Genomic DNA, 18,662 nt, shown 5'->3' with positions numbered 1-18,662 from the left:
ATGAAGCCGATCCATCAAACCCATGCCAGCCTTCCATTATCTTCCGAGCTAAGGATTCACGCAAGCAGTCATATTACGAACAGTTTTGCTGGAGAGTGGACTTCCATCGGCCCAACGAATCATATTATCGAGTCCCGAATCGGTGACTATACCTATACGATGGATGATGTGACGATCAATTATGCCGAGGTAGGCAAATTTACGTCCATTGCCTCGCACGTTTGTATCAATCCCGTTGATCACCCTATGGATCGGGTGACGCAACATCACATGACGTACCGGGGAGCTTCTTACGGACTCAGTGACACGAATGACGAGGAGATTTTTAACTGGCGCAGAGGAAATCGTGTCACGATCGGACATGATGTTTGGATCGGACATGGAGCGACTGTAATGAAAGGTGTTCACATTGGTACAGGAGCTGTTGTCGGTTCAGGAGCTATTGTTACCAAGGATGTTGCTCCATATACGGTAGTAGTGGGTGTGCCTGCGAGACCGATCAAGCAAAGATTTTCTCAAGAGATCATTGATGTGTTGTTTCAAATTGCTTGGTGGGATTGGCCCCGTGAACTCATTCAAGAAAGGTTCCATGAATTGAACGATATCACGAGTTTCGTGAAGAAATACGCGTAATTGGAGAGGGAGGCGGCAAGCATGTTTGAAGAAATGGATATCATGGACCATCTCATCCAGATGATTCAATCGGGGAAGTATGAGCCTGACGATAAACTGCCATCCGAGAATGAAATCGCAGATTGGTTCAAGGTTCCTCGTATCACGGCTCGTAAAGCCTATGAACGGCTTCAGGAGCTCGGCTACATTTACTCCAAACAGGGAAAAGGAAGCTTCGTGCAGGATAGAAACCTGCGAATCCCCCTGGTGCTTTCCGCCAATAAAAGCTTTAGCCAGAAAATGATTGAGCTCGGGTATAAATACGAGTCGAAAAATATTTTTTGCGATCCAATCGAATTCAATCACAAAATATACGAGACGCTTGGCGTAGAGGAAACGGATCGTGTCTACAAGATTGGCCGTCTTCGCATCATCGACAGTAGGCCGATAGCGCTGCATATTTCCTATGTTGCTGAATCTGTTTTCCCTAATATAGAAAGATCGGGTAAGGATATTACTTCAATGTTTAACTATTACAAAAATCATGGTTACAAGAGCTTTCAATCTACAGAGTCAACACTTCGGTTAACGCATCCTTCCAAATATGAAAGGGAGCTGCTGGCTTGTTCCAGTCTGATTCCATTGCTGGTCCTAGAATGCGAGTGCAAGGACAGCGAATTTGGCCGAACTTTGGAATACAGTAAAACGATGTATCGTGGGGATTTGTTTACTTATGTTATTTAGAATTGCGTTTTACACAAACTTAACAGCTGCTAACCTGGCAACAAGATATTGTGTGTGATGTGAGGTTCGTTTGCAATATTGCGGGTGATGTGAGGTTGGTTTGCAATATTGTGAGTGAAGTGAGATTGGTAGCACTATTGTGAGTGATTTAAGTTTGGTTTTTTGGTTTGCTCTATTGTGTGTGAAGTGTGTGAAGTAAGGTTGGTTTGCTCTATTGTGTGTGAAGTGTGTGAAGTAAGGTTGGTTTGCTCTATCGTGCGTGAAGTAAAGTTAGTTTGCACATTGTGGATGATGTGAAGTTGCATTGCATAGGGAAGAAGGAGGCTTAGACATGAATCGGAAGCAAAGAACGGAAATGCTGATTAACGGTTCGCCCCAGCTCGCTGCTGCTTTGGCTAATGAGATTGAAAGCCGATATCCTGTTGCTTTAATCGAAGAGCCGAATCATGGACTTGTTATGGTGAAGGTAAGGGAGACAGCACAAAAAAGCTTGTTTTACTTGGGCGAGGTGCTGGTAACCGAATGTAAGGTGCGCGTCGAAGGCGCAGTTGGGATTGGCCTATTGAAAGGTGACGAGCCGAAGAAAGCGTACGAACTGGCTGTTATCGATGCGGCGTATGGAGCCGGCTTGAAGGAGACAGAGGTTTGGACAGCTTTGCTACAGTCGGAAGGCGAACTATTAGCGGCAAGACGACAAGCGCAGCACAAGAGTGTTTTACGAACCAAGGTAGATTTTGAAACGATGGATATAGATTGAAAGGAGTTTGACCGATGATGCTGGATATGGTGCACGACATCCAAACCGCTTATAGAAAGTTAATTGACTCGATGTCAAGGCCGGGGACAATTTCAGACCTTTCGGAAGAAGCAGGAAAGCTGGAACACTTACAAGGTTATCTGCCTGCAACGTATATAGCAGCGCGAATGCTGCTTGATACGGAAGTGACTTTCAAGGTCGTGTCTAAGCGGGAAAATGAGATGGCCCAAGCGCTTAGTCAATCTACGTATGCCAAAGAGGTTGAGCTAGAGGAAGCGGATTTCATCTTCGTCCTTAGCGATGCTGAGCCATCGGAATTGCTTCGAGCGTTGGAAACGGCCAAAATCGGAGAGCTTCAGGACCCGCACAGCTCAGCGACGATCATTATCGAAACGGAAGGTTTATCCGGCGGAACGAAGCTGCTTATGAGCGGTCCCGGGATTCGGACGACCTTTAAAGCTGAGATGCAGGTAGCAGACGAGTGGATGGCCATTCGTGCTGAACGAAATGCTGAGTTTCCACTTGGGCTGGATCTGATTTTTACAGATGCTTCCCACGGTATGCTGGCATTGCCTAGGACGACTCAGGTCATGAAGGAGGAAGTCTAAAAGATGGGTTATGTAGCGGTAAAAGGTGGAACGCGAGCAATTGAACAATCTTTGCAACGAATCCAGTATGAACGGTTGCAGCAGGGCAAGGTGCTGGATGTGTCTGCGATTGAAGCTGGCATGAGAGGGCTCGTTGATCAAGTCATGTCAGAAAGCAGCATGTACAGCGAACAACTTGCGGCACTGGCGATTAAGCAAGCGGAAGGTAACCCGGAGGAAGCGGTTTTCCTACTTCGTGCCTATCGTTCTACGCTGCCTCGAAAGCATTATTCCAGAACTGTGCACTCGGAGGAGATGCGGGTGGAAAGACGAATTTCCGCTTCGTTCAAGGATATTCCCGGCGGGCAAATTCTAGGTGCTTCCATGGATTATTCCCATAGGCTTTTGGACTTCGACCTGGTCGATGAGACAGAAGAAACAGTGACGCAATGGTTGGAAGAATATCGTAAAGCGGAAGAGATTTCGGCTCAAGAGATGACCGATACAAATGACGGGCGATTTCCCAAAGTGTTGGATTACTTGAGGAAAGAAGGGCTCATTGCCGAATGTCCAATGGATCCAACCGAACCGGATGATGTGACCCGGACAAGTCTCACGTTTCCTGCAACACGGAGTGAGAAGCTGCAAGTTTTGACAAGAGGACAGACGGGAGCCGTTACTTCACTGGCCTATGCAGTCATTCGTGGATATGGCATGGTCCATCCTACAGTCGGAGAGCTGCGAGTCGGAGAGCTTCCCGTATATATCGACAGTCCGCTCACGAAGTCTGGTGAAGAGGATGATGCCTATTTTATCGGTGACATTAAGGTAACTGAGGTGGAAATGCTCGTGCCAGTAACGGTTGAGAAGGAGAATGGCCGGAAAGAGCTGCAGCTTGAATTCGGATACGGTCTCTGTTACGGACAAAATGAAACGAAAGCCATTGCCATGAGCATTCTGGACAAAAGCCTCGAAAAAGGCGACAAGTCGATTCCTACGCAAAATGAGGAGTTTGTCCTTTTCCATATTGATTCTGTCGAATCAACAGGTTTCATTTCTCATTTGAAAATGCCGCATTATGTTACGTTCCAAGCGAAGCTTAACGATGTTCGTAAGACGAGAAAAACCCCAGTGGGCAAAGGCCAGGAGGTATAAGGCAGATGCGAATCCAATATAACTTTGCGTTTCTGGATGAAGGGTCCAAGAGAGAGATCCGCCGGGCTACGCTTAAAGCGATAGCGATTCCGGGTTATCAGGTGCCTTTCGCTTCCCGTGAACTGCCAATCGGACGTGGTTGGGGAACCGGGGGTTTACAGCTGACGTTGTCCCTAATCGGGAAAAGCGATGTGCTGAAAGTGATCGATCAAGGATCGGATGAATCGGTGAATGCCGTCAGCATCAAGAAGCTGATCGACAAAACAACGGGTGTTCCTACGGTAGACGCAACGCAGGATGCTACGCTAATCCAATCCCGGCACCGTATTCCGGAAGTCCCGCTGGATGCAGGGCAAATCCTTGTGCTGCAAGTTCCAATGCCGGAGCCGCTGCGGATGTACGAATCCAGTGAACTGGAAACCAAACGCCTGCATGGGGAAAAAGATTATAGCGGAGCTTGGTTGATGTTATTCGAGCAAATTATGAAGTACGGCAGTGTATCCACAGGTGCGGATCATCCGGTGATGGTGCATGACCGCTATGTCATGGCGCCAAGCCCGATTCCAAAGTTCGACAATCCGAAGATGAACTACTCCGAGGCATTAATTTTGCTGGGTGCGGGACGTGAGAAAAAAATCTATGCCGTTCCACCGTATACGCAAGTGGTTTCCTTGGCGTTTGACGATGTTCCTTTCGAACCGGAGTCATTCCCAGGTCAAAGCTGCCGGCAATGCGGAGCACAAGATGTATTTATGGATGAGCTTTATGACGCCGAAACAGATGAAACATTTTATCAATGTAATGATACAAGTTATTGCTTAGAACGAATGAATCCATAATCGCTCCAAAGAGGAAGAGGTGACATGAGGATGGGAGAAATTGCAACCCCTATTTTGAGTGTTAATCATTTAAATAAACAATTCGGTTCAGGCTGTGAAGCGTGCAGTAACCCGGAGACCAGGCAGTTGGAGAGAAATTATTGCCGGGCTTGCGGTACCGTCTATTCGTGCCAGGACATCACTTTCGATCTATACCCCGGCGAGGTTCTTGGTATTGTAGGCGAAAGCGGCAGCGGCAAATCGACATTGATGAGATGTCTTTACTTCGATCAGGAAGTGTCCGGCGGCGAGGCTTACCTTCAGCCATACAAAGATGGCGAGAGCAACCTTTTTCAGGAATCATCCCAACAGAAGAAGCACATCCGTAATCATCTCATGGGCAAGGTGTATCAAAATCCGGTTATGGGCTTGAGGATGAACTTCTCCTCGATCGGTAATATTGCGGAAAAAATGATCGCAGCTGGAAATCGTTCGGTCAGCGCCATGGAGTCCAGGGGAAGCGAGCTGTTGGAGCAGGTTCATATTCCGGTTTACCGGATGAAGGAAGCACCGAAAAATTTCTCCGGCGGTATGCAGCAGCGCGTTCAAATTGCCAAAGCATTGTCGAATAACCCACCGATTTTATTGCTGGACGAAGTGACGACCGGACTTGATTTATCCGTGCAGGCCAATGTGTTGGATTTGATCAAGCACCTGCAAAGAGAGCTGAAGATCAGCATGCTGCTAGTGTCGCATGATCTTGGCGTGATCCGGATGCTGGCAGATCGGACGATGGTGATGCTGGACGGCCGTGTCGTTGAGCAGGGCTTGACGGACCAAATCCTGGAAGATCCACAACATGCCTATACACAACAGTTGGTTCATTCCCTGTTATAACGAATCCCTTGAGTGGAGGTCTTTATGATGTATCTACTAACGAATGGCATCATTATTACGGAAGAAGCGCTTTTGGAGGGTTATGATCTATGGGTCCAAGACGGGCTAATCGCCAGAATTGCCCTCAAAGGTGAGATTGCAGAAGTGAGTGGCATGGAAGTCATCGATGCAGGCGGAGGTTACGTGACTCCGGGGATGATCGACATCCACTCCGATTACATTGAGCATATGACGGCACCTAGGCCAACTTCACTTATCGATTTTAAAATTGGTTTGCGCGAAACAGAGAAAGAACTTATTTCACATGGCATTACGACGATGTACCACTCTTTGTCCATTTTCAAATCCGTTGATTACAAGTACCGTCCGATTCGGGAGCCTGAAAATGTACGGAAGCTCATCGATTTGATCGATAGCACGCACAACAGCAAGCATTTGATTCGCCATCGTTTTCATGCCAGATTCGAGATCGACAATCTGGATCAGATTGATAACCTGAAGAGCTACATTGAGGAAGAGAAGGTCCACTTGGTATCTTTCATGGATCACACACCTGGACAAGGACAATACAGAGATCTGGAAGTGTACAAAAAGACGGTTCTCGGCTACGACACGCTGTCCGATGAGAACATCGCCGTGTTGATCGCCAACCATCAGACCAAAGAGAAAATGACGGTAGACGCGATAAGGGAAATCGCCGAAATGGCCAGAGCGCACAACATCGCCATTGCCTCGCATGATGACGATTCGGTAGAGAAGTTGGATTTGGTGAAGAGCTTTGGCACCGCCATCAGCGAGTTCCCAATCACGCTCGACATCGCCCGCAAAGCGAAAGAGAAGGGCTTGCATACCGTAGCTGGCGCTCCCAATGTCATTCTTGGCGGCTCGCATAGCGGCAACTTATCTGCAGCTGAGGCTATTGAAGATGGCTGTATCGATATACTATGCAGCGACTATTACCCGGCAGCGATGCTTCACGCTGTGTTCCAACTCGCAGGACCGAACCAGCAGAATCTGGTCGAAATGTTCAAACTCGTTACCCTTCATCCGGCACAGGCGGTTAACATTGACGCGGAATATGGCTCCGTCCGGGAAGGAAAGAAGGCAGACCTGCTGATCATTGAGCGATTGGAGCCGGATGATTTTCCAGTTGTGACCACCGTCTTGGTAGACGGAAAACTGATTCAGAAAACGAACTACAGGATCTAACAGGAGGTGATGGCATGGAAAATTTGCTGTCGATAGAACGGTTGTCCAAATCTTTTACGCTGCATAATTTAAACAAACAAATCTCTGCGATCGAAGATGTCAGTTTATTTCTGAAAGAAGGCGAATTCGTAGGGATTACTGGAAAAAGCGGAAGTGGGAAATCCACCGTTCTGAAATGCATTTACCGTACCTACCTGCCTCATGCGGGACATATTTGGTACAACTCCGAGAGGTTCGGCCGTATCGATCTGGCTGCCGCTCCTGAACGGACGATTATCGAACTTCGCAAACACGAAATTGGCTATGTATCGCAATTTCTTAGCGTCATGCCACGTACGACAGCTCGAGAGCTGGTCCATAATGCCATCGTGGAGATGGGCGATGATGCCCAGTATGCGGAGGCGGAGACGATCAAAATGCTGGAGCATTTCGAGCTCGACTACAGCTTGTGGGACAGCTATCCCGCCACTTTTTCCGGTGGGGAGAAGCTGCGGTTAAATATTGCGAGAGCGATGGTCAAGCGCCCGAGACTGCTGCTGCTGGATGAGCCGACGGCGAGCCTTGATCACGGTTCGAAACTGAAAGTGAAACAATTGATTGAGCAATTGATGAAGCAAGGAACTACGATGCTCGGTATTTTTCATGACCTGGAATTCATGGATCATCTGTGTGACCGGGAGTATCAAATCAGGGATGGCCGATTCTACACAGCAGAGAAGAAGGACAAGTTTACAATCTCTTAAATTAGACAGAATATTCTGGAAACAATTGTGCGGTAACCTAGATAAAATAGGAATAATAGGAGGATTTTTTCAAATGAAAAAAATATTAACACTCATCATTTCTTTATCTTTAGTTGCCGTGGCAGCAGGTTGCGGTACAAAAGCAGCAGGAGATTCCAAGGGTGCAGCAGCGCCTGTCAAAACAAAAGACACCATCACGATCGCTTGGTATCCGAATGAATCCGGTGCCGAGTTGAAAGATGCACGTGAAGAACTAGGAAAAGCAATCGCAGCAGCAACGGGGAAAAAAGTCGAGCACAAGACAACAACGGATTACATCATCGCGATTGAAGCTATTGCCAGCGGTGGTGCGGATTTGGCTTATATGGGACCACAGGGCTACGTTGAAGCGAATGCAAAAAATAACAAGGTTCAGCCTCTGGTTGTTCCGAGCGGTGAGTCAGGCACATTGGAAGACGCTGTTTACTATAGCTGGTTAGGCGTACGTAAAGGTGATGAGGCTGCATACAAAAACGGCAACGGATTTGCCATCGATAAAATTGCCGGCAAAAAGTTCTCATTCGTATCGAACTCTTCTACATCCGGATTTAAAGTGCCATCTGCCGGAATCGTTAACTATTTCAGTAAACAAGATCAGTATAAAAAGTTAACCGTTGATGATCTGCTTCAAGGTGGTAAGGACAAGTTCTTCAGTGAAGTTCTTTTCGGAGGCACGCACCAAGGAGCGGCTGTCAATTTGTTAACAGGTAAAGCTGACGTAGCTGCTTTCTGCGATACTTGCGTGGCTAACTATGTGGAAGTGAGCTCAGGAACGGCTAACACGCCAGGAGCGGTATACAAAGTGAAACAAGGAGCAGCGGAACCTTTTAATACGCAGGTTGGTAAAGAGTTTAGTCTCATTTCGGTAACGCCGGTATTGAACTCCCCACTTGCTATTAACACAAACACGGTCAGCGCGGAAGATGTGAAAAAATTGAAGGATGCTCTAACATCGGATGCTGTAACGAAAAACCCGAAAATCTTCTTGCCTAAAGACTCCAAAGATGCCGGCGTGTTCAAACAAAAATCAGGTAAAGAGAAATTCCTGCCTGTGGATGATGCCTTTTTCGGTCCGGTTAGAATGCTGTCCAACAACTAATGTTACGACGAACCAACTAAGGGATTAAGGGAGCAACCATGACAACGTTACTGGAATTCAAGCAGGTCTCTAAACAGTACGGTGCGGATACAAGAGCGTTATCAGATGTTAATTTCACTGTGAAGGAAGGGGAGTTCCTTTCAATTATCGGCCCTTCCGGAGCAGGCAAATCAACCCTCCTTCGCTGTATTAATCGGATGATCGACGCAAGCAGCGGAGAAATCATTTTTGATGGCGCGAACATTATGAATTTCAAGAAGCACGAATTGAAACGGCTGAGAACGCAGATGGGTATGGTGTTCCAGCATTACAATTTGGTGAACAGGCTGACAGTAGTCGAGAACGTTCTGCACGGACGTCTTGGCTACAAGTCAACGTTAGAGGGAGTTCTGGGGCTTTATTCCAAGGAAGAGAAAAAGCAGGCTTTTGACATTCTGAGTATTCTCGGATTGGAAGATCAGGTGTACAAGCGTTGTGACCAGTTAAGCGGTGGGCAAAAGCAAAGAGTGGGCATTGCCCGCGCGCTCGTGCAGAATCCGAAGATGCTGCTGTGCGACGAGCCGATTGCTTCCTTGGACCCGAATGCCTCCAAAGTCATTATGGATTACTTGCGTACGATCTCTACCAATATGGGCATCACGGTCATTGTTAACCTGCATCAGGTGGATGTAGCGCTTAAGTATTCGGATCGAATCCTTGGTGTGAACAAAGGAGCTATCGTCTACGATGGTTCCCCGAAACAGATCAAGCGCGACCAGCTTTCCCTGATTTACGGCTCGGAGCTTGAAGAGCATGCCGAGGAGCTGGAGGGCAAATATGCGGGATAACTTCTTTGCCAAAAAGCGCATGAACACGCTGCTCTTCTGTGCTTTCCTATTGGTCATCACGCTAATCGCTATCGTTGTTACAGACTATAACGTCATCAAAGGTTTTACTTCTATACCGAAAGCAGCCGAATGGGCGGCCAGCAATTTTTATCCCAATGAAAAAGCGATGAAGCGGCTTCCCGCAATCATTAGCAGCTTATCAGAGACCATTCTTGTGTCTATAGCATCAACCGCCGTTGCAGCCGTATTTGCCTTGTTGTTCGCCATTGCGGGTTCACATACGACAGGCGTCGGCGGAGTTTTCAGCTTTGTAAGCCGTTCAATCGCAACGCTGTTTCGCAACATTGATGTGGCTGCTTGGTCCATGATTTTGTTAATTTCTTTCGGGCAAAATGTACTTACCGGATATTTCGCGCTCTTTTTCGGCTCATTCGGATTTCTAACAAGAGCATTTATGGAGTCCATCGATGAAGTAAGCAATAGCTCTGTCGAAGCCTTAAGGTCGACGGGGGCAGGTTATTTTCCAATTATTTTTCAATCCGTCATTCCTGCCAGTATTCCGCAATTGCTCAGCTGGGTTCTATTCATGGTGGAAACCAACATTCGTCAGGCAACATTAATCGGCATCTTGACGGGTACCGGCATAGGCTTTCTTTTCAGCTTATATTACAAAGGCCTTAATTACAGCTCTGCCTCTCTGGTCGTTATCGTTATCGTTCTTGCGATTTTCGCCATCGAATCGGTTTCTACGTATGTTAGGAGGGTGATTTTGTAAAATGGACCTTCAAGAATCTTTGAAAGCTGTCTCTAACAAAGACACCAGCTGGAGTCACATCAAGAGTGTGAATCCCAAGAACCCCTTTAACAAACAGTCTTTTGTAATCCGGCTGACATTAGTTGCCCTGGCTTTATTGACGGTTGTTGCATTTGTTACTTTTGACTATAAGGACATTAACCTTGTAGAAGCCGCCTCTTTAACGGCTCAAACGGTTAAAACCATGTTTTTTCAACCGCTTTTTCAACATATTACCTTTTTTGAGGCTATTAAACAGTTGACCATTACATTGGGGCTTGCATTCTTGACGACATTGTTCGGCTCGATCATCGCCCTGTTCCTCGGCTTGTTGGCAGCTCGCAATTTATCCAATCCTAAACTATCTATCGTCATTAAAGCCGGAGTCGCTTTTATTCGTGCGGTTCCAACCGTTCTATGGGTTTTAATTTTTGCTGTTGCATCTGGACTCGGAAGCGTCGCGGCTGTCATCGGAATGACTTTCCACTCCATCAGCTATCTCGTCAAAGCGTACTCGGAATCGTTCGAGGAACTGGACAAAGGGGTTATTGAAGCCTTGAAAGCGAGCGGCGCCAATTGGTGGCAAATCGTGTTTCAGGCTGTGCTGCCATCGTCCGTCTCCTATTTGATCTCATGGACGTTTATGCGATTTGAGATCAACTTCGCAGTCGCTCTGGCGATGGGAGCAGCAGCTGGAGCGGGGGGCATCGGATTCGATATGTTCATGGCCAGTTCCTTCTATTATGATGTGAGGGAAATCGGAGCTATCACGTATCTCATCCTTGCATTCGCTATCTTGCTTGAATTGCTTGCAGCAAAAATCAAGAAGAAGCTAAGGGTTCATGGGTGATCCCATAAAGCAAAAAGCGCATTCACTCCTTGGGGTGAATGCGCTTTATGTTTGATTGGCAGCATAGGCCTTGACGCCAGACTGAAGCTAATTGATCAAATACTGCCAATTTAGCAGGAGTAATCGGCGTTAATGACAAGAGCACGATTCACTCGGTCCTACATCCATGCCTCGCAGCCGCAATAGCGGGAAAATCTACCGGTAATCCTCGCAGTTCAGTGGCGGGGAAGGAAATAGAGGTAGAAACTCCAGCTAAATCGCTGGAAGGGGGTGAGATTTAGGTATACTCACCAAAATTAACACCAGGAAATCCAGTTAATTGGAAAAAGGTAGACATATTGCAGTGATTAGCAGGAGTCATCGGCGTTAATTGCTAGAAATTGCACCACTTGGACAAAGCACACAGCTTCCTCACTTCAGTTCACACACCATCTTATAACTCCCAGCTTCCGCACGGAAACCGAGCAGATCACGGTTTATTCGCAGCATGGGGGCGTTCATGGAATCGTTGTGTGTTCTTAAATAAGGCACACCGCAGGCAGTCGCTGTTTGTATGCCGAGCAACTTCAAAGCGAGTGCTATGCGGCGGCCCCGGTATTCCGGCAGCACGCCTGTAAACTCGTGATACATCGCCCGTGTTTGTTCGTTCTGCTGGAGTGTGACAACGCCAATGTAACGATCGCCGTCCTTGGCGATATGAATCCATTCCGGACGTACACCGGATTGCGTGATGGTCCACTTTTTCCATTCTTCGAACCATGGAAAGCTGCCGGAGTAGCCGGGAATATCCGGATGGGTGATTTTATACAGCTCATAAAGCTTATTCTCGCTAGCATCCCCTGGCTCATCCGCTAACGTAATGAATCTAATCCCAGCCTGCTCCGCTTGGTTGATCGCATCATGCAGCGAACCGCCATCGAACGATGCCAAGTCCAGCACGGATTCAAACGTGTGGCGCTCCTTGACATAGCCTCGACGTTCCGCAAAAGCAAGCGATCTCTCATCCGTTTCCCTCATGTAATCAATTAATCGTGACGCCCTGACCTCGCAAGCCCATTGATGAAGCGTATCGAATAGGGCTGCTCCGACCCCAAGCCCGCGATGTTTCGGATGAACGACGATCGTATGACTTAAGGCCCCGGGCTCCGTCCAAGGCGCTCGCCATGCCATCGCGTAACCGACCACTTGTCCGTGTTCATCTTCCGCGACCCATTTGGGACGGTCCCATCCCATCAGTTCGCCGTCCTCATTGTAGTGCAGCTTGCCTGGGGGAATGCTTTCCTCGTCTCGCTGCAGCCGTTCAGCTGTTGTCGGCTCTGACCAAATCAAATTCAGCAAGGGTGCAACAGCCGCATAATCGTCCGGTTGCCGCATTGGGCAAATCGTATACTTTGACATGTATGATTACCTCCATCTCGAATTAAGCTATCGGATATAGTCATTATCCCATCCGTGAAGCGGAACTTCTTGGTAAAGTCTGGATATAAATAAAGATTCGGCAGCAAGCCCTTTTTCCCTAATTCATTTGACAATTTAGCTAAAAAGGTGTAGAAATGAATTAATTGAATGTTCTGAGTAAATTCATTGACGAGATCGAGTAAGCTAATCCCTTGTTCCCCAGAGAGTTGGCCCTGTGCTGAAAGCCAACGTTCAAGACTTAGCCCAAAATCCTCTCCGAGAAGGAAAGCTGAAGCCACTGGAGTAAGCTGACCCGGGATCCTGCCGTTACATGGGGCGCGTATGATGGTACGTTGGCGGAGGTGCCGAGGATCGAGTTATGGATCAATCGGAACAAGGGTGGTATAGCGAGATATAATCTCGTCCCTTATGGGACGGGATTTTTTTGTTTTTATTTTAAAATTGGAGAGGATGTCCTGGATGAGAAAAGTAGATGTAAAAGAAAAAGCAAGGGCTCGCGAGCTGCGCATCCTGAATCAATGGCAACAAAACGAAACATTCCGCGCATCAATCGATCATCGGAATGATAAACCGAATTTTGTCTTCTATGAAGGGCCGCCAACAGCCAACGGAAAGCCGCATATCGGTCACGTACTCGGACGTGTCATTAAGGATTTTATCGGCCGGTACAAAACAATGTCAGGTTACCGTGTCGTGCGAAAAGCCGGCTGGGATACACATGGCCTTCCCGTTGAGCTTGGCGTGGAGAAGCAGTTGGGCATTTCGGGAAAACAAGAAATCGAGAAATACGGGATAGCCGAATTTGTTGAGAAGTGCAAAGTCAGCGTCTTCGAATACGAGAAGCAGTGGCGGGAATTGACAGAAGCAATCGCCTACTGGACAGACATGGATCATCCCTATGTGACGTTAACGAATGATTACATCGAGAGCGTCTGGCACATTTTATCCGAAATTCATAAAAAAGAACTCCTCTACAAGGGACACCGGGTCAGCCCTTATTGTCCGGATTGCCAGACGACGCTCAGCTCGCACGAGGTGGCTCAAGGATATGAGGATGTCAAGGATTTGAGCGCGACAGTCGAGTTTCGCAGCACGAAAGGGCCGGAAATATTCCTTGCCTGGACGACGACCCCGTGGACGCTTCCAGCGAACGTTGCACTTGCGGTAAACAAGGACATCGACTATGTGAAAGCCAAAGTAAACGGCAAAGTCTACGTCATTGCCAAAAATCTTGCTGAAAAAGTATTGAAAGAGAACTATGAGATCCTTTCTACGCACAAAGGGGAGGAATTCGTCGGGACCTCCTATGAGCCGCCTTTTGGCTATATCACTGTGAACCGAGGGCATATCGTTGTCGATGCGGATTACGTCAGTGACTCAAGTGGTACCGGTATCGTTCATATCGCGCCTGCACACGGAGAGGATGACTACCGCACATGCCGTCAGCATAACCTTGATTTTGTAAATGTGGTGAATCTTGCCGGACGATATACGGATGAGGTCGTCGACTTTGCTGGACGTTTTGTGAAGGATTGCGATGTGGATATTGTCAAAAGCTTGTCGGAACGCGGTCTATTGTTTGCCAAGGAACGTTATGAGCACAGCTATCCTTTCTGCTGGCGCTGCAAAACTCCGCTTCTCTACTATGCAATGGAAAGCTGGTTTATCAAAACGACGGCTGTGAAGGACCAGCTCCTTGCGAACAACAGCCAAGTGAACTGGTACCCGGCCCATATCCGCGAAGGCCGTTTCGGGAAGTTCCTTGAGGAACTGGTCGATTGGAATATCAGTCGAAACCGCTATTGGGGCACACCGCTGAACCTCTGGCTTTGTCAGGATTGCGGGGCAGAGTATGCGCCAGGCAGCAGGAAAGACCTGTATGAAAAATCCATCACGCCTATCGATGATAGTCTGGAGCTTCATAAGCCCTATGTAGACGCTGTAAAATTGCGCTGCTCCTGCGGCGGAACCATGGAAAGGACGCCGGAAGTGATCGATGTGTGGTTCGATAGCGGCTCGATGCCATTCGCTCAATATCATCATCCGTTCGGTGACGAGAAAAAGTTCGAGGATCAGTATCCGGCTGATATGATCTGCGAAGGCATTGACCAAACGCGCGGCTGGTTTTTCAGCTTGATGGCCGTCTCTACTTTGTATAATGGCAAGCTGCCTTACAAAGGGGTAATTTCAACCGGTCATGTTTTGGATGAGAATGGATTGAAAATGTCCAAGAGCAAAGGGAATGTGATTGACCCTTGGGAAATCATTGAAGAATTTGGCGCGGATGCCTTCCGCTGGTCTCTGCTTGCAGATAGTGCACCGTGGAACAGCAAGCGGTTCTCGAAGCAAATTGTAGCCGAAGCGAAGTCTAAAGTCGTAGATACGATCAATAATACACACGCTTTTTACTCGTTGTATGCCATCATTGATCAATACAATGCTGAAGACCATCCGCAGCAAGCTTCAAAGAACGAGTTAGATCGGTGGATACTCTCCAGGTTGAACACGACCCTTCAGAACGTGGTGAAGGGGCTGGAGGATTACGATTTTCTGAACCCGGCCAAGCACATGGAAGCCTTTGTAGATGAGCTAAGCAATTGGTACATTCGCCGCTCTCGCGACCGTTTCTGGGGCAGTGAAATGACCGAAGATAAAGTCGCCGCCTACCAAACGCTTCGCGAAGTTCTAGTCACCTTAGCACAAATGGTTGCCCCTTATATCCCGCTCATCGCGGAGGATATTTACGGTAACCTTGGCGGCGAAGGAAGCGTTCATTTGGCCGATTACCCGAAAGTGAACGAAGCTGCAATCGATACGACACTTGAAAACGATATGGCCACTGCTCGACAAATTGTTGAGCTGGCGCGCAACATACGCAACGAGGTCGGAATCAAAACGCGTCAACCTTTGTCGGAGCTGATCGTTTCGCTGGACCGTGAATTTCATTTGAGCCGGTTCGAAGCCATCATCCAAGATGAAATTAACGTGAAACAGATTCGTTTGGAGACGAGCGAAAGCACCTTTGTCGACTATTATTTGAAATTGAATTTGAAAGCGGCGGGCAAGAAATACGGCAAATTCGTCGGTCCTTTGCAAAATGCCTTGAAACAGCTTTCTGCTGCTGAAGCTAAAAGGGCCGTCGACTGCGGTTATGTGGACGTCAACTTAGACGGAGAAACGATTCATCTTACGCTGGATGAGCTGCTTGTGGAAAAGCAAGGTAAAGCAGGATTTGCCTCTGCGACGGGGTACCATATCAACGTCGCGTTGAATACGAACCTAACGGAGGAGCTGGAACAAGAAGGTCTTGTTCGTGAAGTGATCCGCGGCATTCAGGATTATCGCAAGAAATTGGATTTGCCGATTGAAAAACGCGTCATTCTGACGCTGCATGTTGATGCTCCTCTCCGAGCTGCGATTGAGCGCTTTGATCATGTTTTGCGCGAGAACGTGCTTCTCTCAGAAATCAAATATGCTCAGGCTGCGAATATGGAGGATATTTCGTTCGGTGGTTATCAATGCTTGTTGCTCATTGAGTAATTAGCGCTTGTGGGGGCTGCTACTTGGGTAGCGGCCTTGTTGAAAATAAAGGAATATAGTTCCCTCTAGAGAGGGTGGATAAACAAAGACCAGTCTAACACCTACGTGTTTGGACTGGTCTTTGTCCTATTAGGTTAATCGATGTCCGCCATCGACATGGAGTACAGTTCCCGTTACGAACGAATTTTGGATCAAATACAGGACGCTTTGAGCAACATCCTCAGCAAGCCCAACCCGTTGCACAGGTAGCTTACTTCCCACCTTTTCATAAAATTGATTACGTGCTTCTTCAGTCATCTTACTGCGAGCAGGCGTATCAATAATGCCCGGCGAGACGATATTCACACGGATAGGCGCTAGCTCGAGCGCTAAGGTTTGACCAAAGTTTGAGATTGCAGCATTCACCGCGCCTAGTGCGGCAGATCCCACGGTTGGTTTGTAACCGACTACGCCGGAGAATAACGTGATAGAACCATTTGGGGAAAGGGTATGGGCTCCATATTTCGCTGCGTGGTACTGGCCCCAGAATTTGTTTTCGAATAAGTCCCGCGCTTGTTTTGTTTCTGACTGGAGGAAGGAGCCTCCGGATGTTTCGGCCGCACTTACGACAAGATGTTCGTAGCTGCCGACCTTTTTAAAAAACGATTGAACCTCATCTTCCTCTGTCGTATCGAGCACATACACTTGCGCTTGGGATCCAAGCAGTTCTTTGGCTTTGTACAACTTTTCCTCCGAACGGCTGGCAATGATGACTTGGGCGCCAAGCACAACGGCTTTTTTGGCAGTCTCCAGTCCAATACCTGAACTTCCGCCAATAATGACAATTCTCTGATTGTGTAACATGAACACTCCTCCTAATGTTTACTAGTGGTTATAGCGCTATTGTATATGTAGTTAATTCCATTAGGGAAGTAGTGATATTAATTTCATATAGTTTCCAAAAAGGAAGTAATGTGCTAATGTTGGGTTTATCCCAATATATTTTTTGAGGAGGCTATTGTTATGTCCGTTCAAGAACCCGTTGTTTTGAATAAAGGAACACCCGGCGAGTTATGCCCAATTGCCAAAACGCTGGACGTCATCGGAACAAAATGGACTTTTTTAATTATTCGCGACCTGCTCATTGAAGGCACGTTGCGGTTTAGTGATCTTTTGAGATCAATGGAGGGGATTAGCCCCAAAACACTTTCGCTCCGCCTAAAGGAGTTAGAAGAAAACGGGCTGGTTGAAAGAAAGGTGTACCCGGAGGTTCCGCCCCGAGTTGAATATTGGTTAACGGAGAAAGGCAAACGCTTGGAAGGTGTATTTATAGAATTGAAGAGATTTGGACTGGACTTGTGACTTGGATTCCTTCGAGGAGATGTTGGGAGGGATCAAGCACGAATATTTAACGAGGGGGCCCAAACTTTAAAGCTTGGATCCTCCCTCTTTTATGTAAATTATTTTGCAATTAATTTCAAAAACTCACGCATGAAGCCCGGCAAATCTGGCCAAGCATGACCCGAGACTAACTTCCCATCCACATGCAGCGTATCCGCCGCATACTTAGCTCCAAGCTGCTCGACATCCAAACGGCAGGCTGTATAGGCTGTCATTGTACGGCCTTCAAAGTAATGGTTATCTTTTAACGCGGAGAATACTTGCGCAGCATGGCAGATAGCGCCAAGCGGCTTGTCAGCTTCAAGAAAATGGCGAAGAATGCGCGGGACGTGCTCATTGGACCGAATGTACTCCGGCGCTCTGCCCCCAGGAATGATTAGTCCATCATATTGACTTGGATCTACATCAGCAAAAGCGATGTGTGACGGCAGCAAATGCCCTGGCTTCTCTGTGTAGGTCTCCCAGCCATCGATAAAATCATGGACGACGGTATGAAGCACTTTTTTCGTCGGTGCAGCAATAACAGCCTCATATCCTTCTTCTAGCACACGAAAATAAGGATAATATACCTCTAAAACTTCTGCAGCATCACCGGTAAGAATTAAGATTTTCTTTGACATCGTATCACTCCTTGGAAATGAATGGTAACCCATAATCAATTATGAAGAAACCTCGTAACGATGTAAACGGGTGGAATTTGACACGAATTGTCGAATGTTCTCGTCATGAATGTGTATAGACGGCTTCCCGGCAGAGCCCAAGCGTGTCGTTGCTGCGTAAGACAGAAGGAAGCGGAACAATGGCTTGCCAAATATGAGCAGAAGGCCAAAGAAAACCGTGAGAAAATCAAAGGTGCGGTGAAAGAAGGCGAAACAGCGGTTATCATTAACGTCCGGGAGAAAAAGATTTCCTTCCTTGGCGATAACTATGGCCGTGGAGGAGAAGTTATGCGAATGTCGATCATATTTTTATCTGCATGAACGAAGGCACGACAGAAGTGCAGGTGAAGGAGATTCTTGAGAGCCCGATCTGGAAGACACTTCCTGCTGTGAAAAACAACCAAGTCCATATGCTGGATTACAAAACATTCCTGCACTACGATCCAATTTCCATTCTGGGACAAGCGGATTTGATTACGGATATGTTGGTGAAGAGTGCAAAATAAAGAGCTTGCTTGGCAGCGACAAGCTGCG

The 18,662-nt window shown here is 47.5% G+C and carries 20 protein-coding genes and 1 other annotated feature; of the genes, 17 read left to right on the top strand and 3 right to left on the bottom strand.

The window, feature by feature from the left end; all coding sequences use genetic code 11:
- The 13 genes from ACUN27_RS33015 to ACUN27_RS32955 all read left to right on the top strand — a co-directional run bounded on the left by ACUN27_RS33015 (position 1) and on the right by ACUN27_RS32955 (position 11,130).
- Entirely contained in the window at positions 1 to 633 is a 633-nt protein-coding gene (locus tag ACUN27_RS33015; RefSeq protein WP_445560299.1) for a DapH/DapD/GlmU-related protein, read from the top strand.
- 21 nt (positions 634 to 654) lie between these two features.
- Positions 655 to 1,356 (top strand): GntR family transcriptional regulator, encoded by a 702-nt coding sequence (locus ACUN27_RS33010; RefSeq protein WP_445560298.1) that lies wholly within the window; start codon positions 655 to 657, stop codon positions 1,354 to 1,356.
- A 331-nt stretch (positions 1,357 to 1,687) separates the two neighbouring features.
- The gene (gene phnG, locus ACUN27_RS33005) at positions 1,688 to 2,113 is read left to right on the top strand and encodes a phosphonate C-P lyase system protein PhnG (RefSeq protein WP_445560297.1); all 426 of its coding nucleotides are present in this window, start codon (positions 1,688 to 1,690) and stop codon (positions 2,111 to 2,113) included.
- 14 nt (positions 2,114 to 2,127) lie between these two features.
- Positions 2,128 to 2,721, top strand: a complete 594-nt coding sequence (gene phnH / locus ACUN27_RS33000; protein WP_445560296.1) for a phosphonate C-P lyase system protein PhnH — start codon at positions 2,128 to 2,130, stop codon at positions 2,719 to 2,721.
- A gap of 3 nt (positions 2,722 to 2,724) precedes the next feature.
- On the top strand, positions 2,725 to 3,855 hold the full coding sequence (locus ACUN27_RS32995) for a carbon-phosphorus lyase complex subunit PhnI (RefSeq protein WP_445560295.1): 1,131 nt from the start codon (positions 2,725 to 2,727) through the stop codon (positions 3,853 to 3,855).
- A 5-nt stretch (positions 3,856 to 3,860) separates the two neighbouring features.
- Complete coding sequence (locus ACUN27_RS32990; protein ID WP_157322373.1) at positions 3,861 to 4,694, top strand: alpha-D-ribose 1-methylphosphonate 5-phosphate C-P-lyase PhnJ; 834 nt, start codon at positions 3,861 to 3,863, stop codon at positions 4,692 to 4,694.
- Positions 4,695 to 4,724: 30 nt separating this feature from the next.
- On the top strand, positions 4,725 to 5,570 hold the full coding sequence (locus ACUN27_RS32985) for an ATP-binding cassette domain-containing protein (RefSeq protein WP_315956134.1): 846 nt from the start codon (positions 4,725 to 4,727) through the stop codon (positions 5,568 to 5,570).
- 27 nt (positions 5,571 to 5,597) lie between these two features.
- Complete coding sequence (gene phnM, locus ACUN27_RS32980; protein WP_445560689.1) at positions 5,598 to 6,779, top strand: phosphonate metabolism protein PhnM; 1,182 nt, start codon at positions 5,598 to 5,600, stop codon at positions 6,777 to 6,779.
- Positions 6,780 to 6,793: 14 nt separating this feature from the next.
- On the top strand, positions 6,794 to 7,522 hold the full coding sequence (locus ACUN27_RS32975; protein WP_445560294.1) for a phosphonate C-P lyase system protein PhnL: 729 nt from the start codon (positions 6,794 to 6,796) through the stop codon (positions 7,520 to 7,522).
- Positions 7,523 to 7,595: 73 nt separating this feature from the next.
- Entirely contained in the window at positions 7,596 to 8,660 is a 1,065-nt protein-coding gene (locus tag ACUN27_RS32970; RefSeq protein WP_445560293.1) for a phosphate/phosphite/phosphonate ABC transporter substrate-binding protein, read from the top strand.
- A 38-nt stretch (positions 8,661 to 8,698) separates the two neighbouring features.
- Positions 8,699 to 9,487: a phosphonate ABC transporter ATP-binding protein gene (phnC, locus tag ACUN27_RS32965; RefSeq protein ID WP_315956130.1), complete on the top strand. Its 789-nt coding sequence runs from the start codon at positions 8,699 to 8,701 to the stop codon at positions 9,485 to 9,487.
- On the top strand, positions 9,477 to 10,262 hold the full coding sequence (locus tag ACUN27_RS32960) for a PhnE/PtxC family ABC transporter permease (protein ID WP_315956129.1): 786 nt from the start codon (positions 9,477 to 9,479) through the stop codon (positions 10,260 to 10,262). The genes phnC and ACUN27_RS32960 overlap by 11 nt, the downstream gene beginning before the upstream one ends.
- Position 10,263: 1 nt before the next feature.
- A complete protein-coding gene (locus ACUN27_RS32955) occupies positions 10,264 to 11,130 on the top strand; it encodes a PhnE/PtxC family ABC transporter permease (protein ID WP_315956128.1) in 867 nt (288 codons plus the stop codon).
- Positions 11,131 to 11,541: 411 nt separating this feature from the next.
- Here the strand turns inward: ACUN27_RS32955 and ACUN27_RS32950 are convergent, their stop codons facing one another.
- Positions 11,542 to 12,528 (bottom strand): GNAT family N-acetyltransferase, encoded by a 987-nt coding sequence (locus ACUN27_RS32950; protein WP_315956127.1) that lies wholly within the window; start codon positions 12,526 to 12,528, stop codon positions 11,542 to 11,544.
- A 177-nt stretch (positions 12,529 to 12,705) separates the two neighbouring features.
- Positions 12,706 to 12,959, top strand: a binding site (T-box leader).
- Positions 12,960 to 13,008: 49 nt separating this feature from the next.
- On the opposite strand from ACUN27_RS32950, the gene ileS reads away from it, so the two are divergent.
- Complete coding sequence (ileS, locus tag ACUN27_RS32945) at positions 13,009 to 16,089, top strand: isoleucine--tRNA ligase (RefSeq protein ID WP_445560292.1); 3,081 nt, start codon at positions 13,009 to 13,011, stop codon at positions 16,087 to 16,089.
- Positions 16,090 to 16,218: 129 nt separating this feature from the next.
- Here ileS and ACUN27_RS32940 read toward each other — a convergent pair whose 3' ends face one another.
- A complete protein-coding gene (locus ACUN27_RS32940; RefSeq protein ID WP_445560291.1) occupies positions 16,219 to 16,932 on the bottom strand; it encodes an SDR family oxidoreductase in 714 nt (237 codons plus the stop codon).
- Between the two features lie 159 nt (positions 16,933 to 17,091).
- Here ACUN27_RS32940 and ACUN27_RS32935 point away from each other — a divergent pair, with 159 nt between their 5' ends.
- Entirely contained in the window at positions 17,092 to 17,430 is a 339-nt protein-coding gene (locus ACUN27_RS32935) for a winged helix-turn-helix transcriptional regulator (RefSeq protein WP_315956124.1), read from the top strand.
- 98 nt (positions 17,431 to 17,528) lie between these two features.
- Here ACUN27_RS32935 and ACUN27_RS32930 read toward each other — a convergent pair whose 3' ends face one another.
- A complete protein-coding gene (locus tag ACUN27_RS32930; RefSeq protein ID WP_315956123.1) occupies positions 17,529 to 18,089 on the bottom strand; it encodes a DJ-1/PfpI family protein in 561 nt (186 codons plus the stop codon).
- Positions 18,090 to 18,194: 105 nt separating this feature from the next.
- On the opposite strand from ACUN27_RS32930, the gene ACUN27_RS32925 reads away from it, so the two are divergent.
- Together ACUN27_RS32925 and ACUN27_RS32920 are read left to right on the top strand one after the other, a co-directional pair.
- Positions 18,195 to 18,449: a hypothetical protein gene (locus tag ACUN27_RS32925; protein WP_445560290.1), complete on the top strand. Its 255-nt coding sequence runs from the start codon at positions 18,195 to 18,197 to the stop codon at positions 18,447 to 18,449.
- Positions 18,446 to 18,634 (top strand): hypothetical protein, encoded by a 189-nt coding sequence (locus ACUN27_RS32920; protein WP_445560289.1) that lies wholly within the window; start codon positions 18,446 to 18,448, stop codon positions 18,632 to 18,634. Before ACUN27_RS32925 ends, ACUN27_RS32920 begins: the two co-directional genes overlap by 4 nt.
- The last annotated feature ends 28 nt before the right edge of the window (positions 18,635 to 18,662 follow it).

This window comes from Paenibacillus sp. WC2504 (assembly GCF_052682475.1).
The sequence above is the reverse complement of the archived record's forward strand: the minus strand, read 5'-3'. Positions and strand labels throughout refer to the sequence as shown.

What these genes read in the sequence shown, in the direction of transcription:
- ACUN27_RS33015 (WP_445560299.1), top strand. Translation starts at nt 1, where the DNA reads ATGAAGCCGATCCATCAAACCCATGCCAGCCTTCCATTATCTTCCGAG.
- ACUN27_RS33010 (WP_445560298.1), top strand. Translation starts at nt 655, where the DNA reads ATGTTTGAAGAAATGGATATCATGGACCATCTCATCCAGATGATTCAA.
- phnG (WP_445560297.1), top strand. Translation starts at nt 1,688, where the DNA reads ATGAATCGGAAGCAAAGAACGGAAATGCTGATTAACGGTTCGCCCCAG.
- phnH (WP_445560296.1), top strand. Translation starts at nt 2,128, where the DNA reads ATGATGCTGGATATGGTGCACGACATCCAAACCGCTTATAGAAAGTTA.
- ACUN27_RS32995 (WP_445560295.1), top strand. Translation starts at nt 2,725, where the DNA reads ATGGGTTATGTAGCGGTAAAAGGTGGAACGCGAGCAATTGAACAATCT.
- ACUN27_RS32990 (WP_157322373.1), top strand. Translation starts at nt 3,861, where the DNA reads ATGCGAATCCAATATAACTTTGCGTTTCTGGATGAAGGGTCCAAGAGA.
- ACUN27_RS32985 (WP_315956134.1), top strand. Translation starts at nt 4,725, where the DNA reads ATGGGAGAAATTGCAACCCCTATTTTGAGTGTTAATCATTTAAATAAA.
- phnM (WP_445560689.1), top strand. Translation starts at nt 5,598, where the DNA reads ATGTATCTACTAACGAATGGCATCATTATTACGGAAGAAGCGCTTTTG.
- ACUN27_RS32975 (WP_445560294.1), top strand. Translation starts at nt 6,794, where the DNA reads ATGGAAAATTTGCTGTCGATAGAACGGTTGTCCAAATCTTTTACGCTG.
- ACUN27_RS32970 (WP_445560293.1), top strand. Translation starts at nt 7,596, where the DNA reads ATGAAAAAAATATTAACACTCATCATTTCTTTATCTTTAGTTGCCGTG.
- phnC (WP_315956130.1), top strand. Translation starts at nt 8,699, where the DNA reads ATGACAACGTTACTGGAATTCAAGCAGGTCTCTAAACAGTACGGTGCG.
- ACUN27_RS32960 (WP_315956129.1), top strand. Translation starts at nt 9,477, where the DNA reads ATGCGGGATAACTTCTTTGCCAAAAAGCGCATGAACACGCTGCTCTTC.
- ACUN27_RS32955 (WP_315956128.1), top strand. Translation starts at nt 10,264, where the DNA reads ATGGACCTTCAAGAATCTTTGAAAGCTGTCTCTAACAAAGACACCAGC.
- ACUN27_RS32950 (WP_315956127.1), bottom strand. Translation starts at nt 12,528, where the DNA reads ATGTCAAAGTATACGATTTGCCCAATGCGGCAACCGGACGATTATGCG.
- ileS (WP_445560292.1), top strand. Translation starts at nt 13,009, where the DNA reads ATGAGAAAAGTAGATGTAAAAGAAAAAGCAAGGGCTCGCGAGCTGCGC.
- ACUN27_RS32940 (WP_445560291.1), bottom strand. Translation starts at nt 16,932, where the DNA reads ATGTTACACAATCAGAGAATTGTCATTATTGGCGGAAGTTCAGGTATT.
- ACUN27_RS32935 (WP_315956124.1), top strand. Translation starts at nt 17,092, where the DNA reads ATGTCCGTTCAAGAACCCGTTGTTTTGAATAAAGGAACACCCGGCGAG.
- ACUN27_RS32930 (WP_315956123.1), bottom strand. Translation starts at nt 18,089, where the DNA reads ATGTCAAAGAAAATCTTAATTCTTACCGGTGATGCTGCAGAAGTTTTA.
- ACUN27_RS32925 (WP_445560290.1), top strand. Translation starts at nt 18,195, where the DNA reads ATGAATGTGTATAGACGGCTTCCCGGCAGAGCCCAAGCGTGTCGTTGC.
- ACUN27_RS32920 (WP_445560289.1), top strand. Translation starts at nt 18,446, where the DNA reads ATGAACGAAGGCACGACAGAAGTGCAGGTGAAGGAGATTCTTGAGAGC.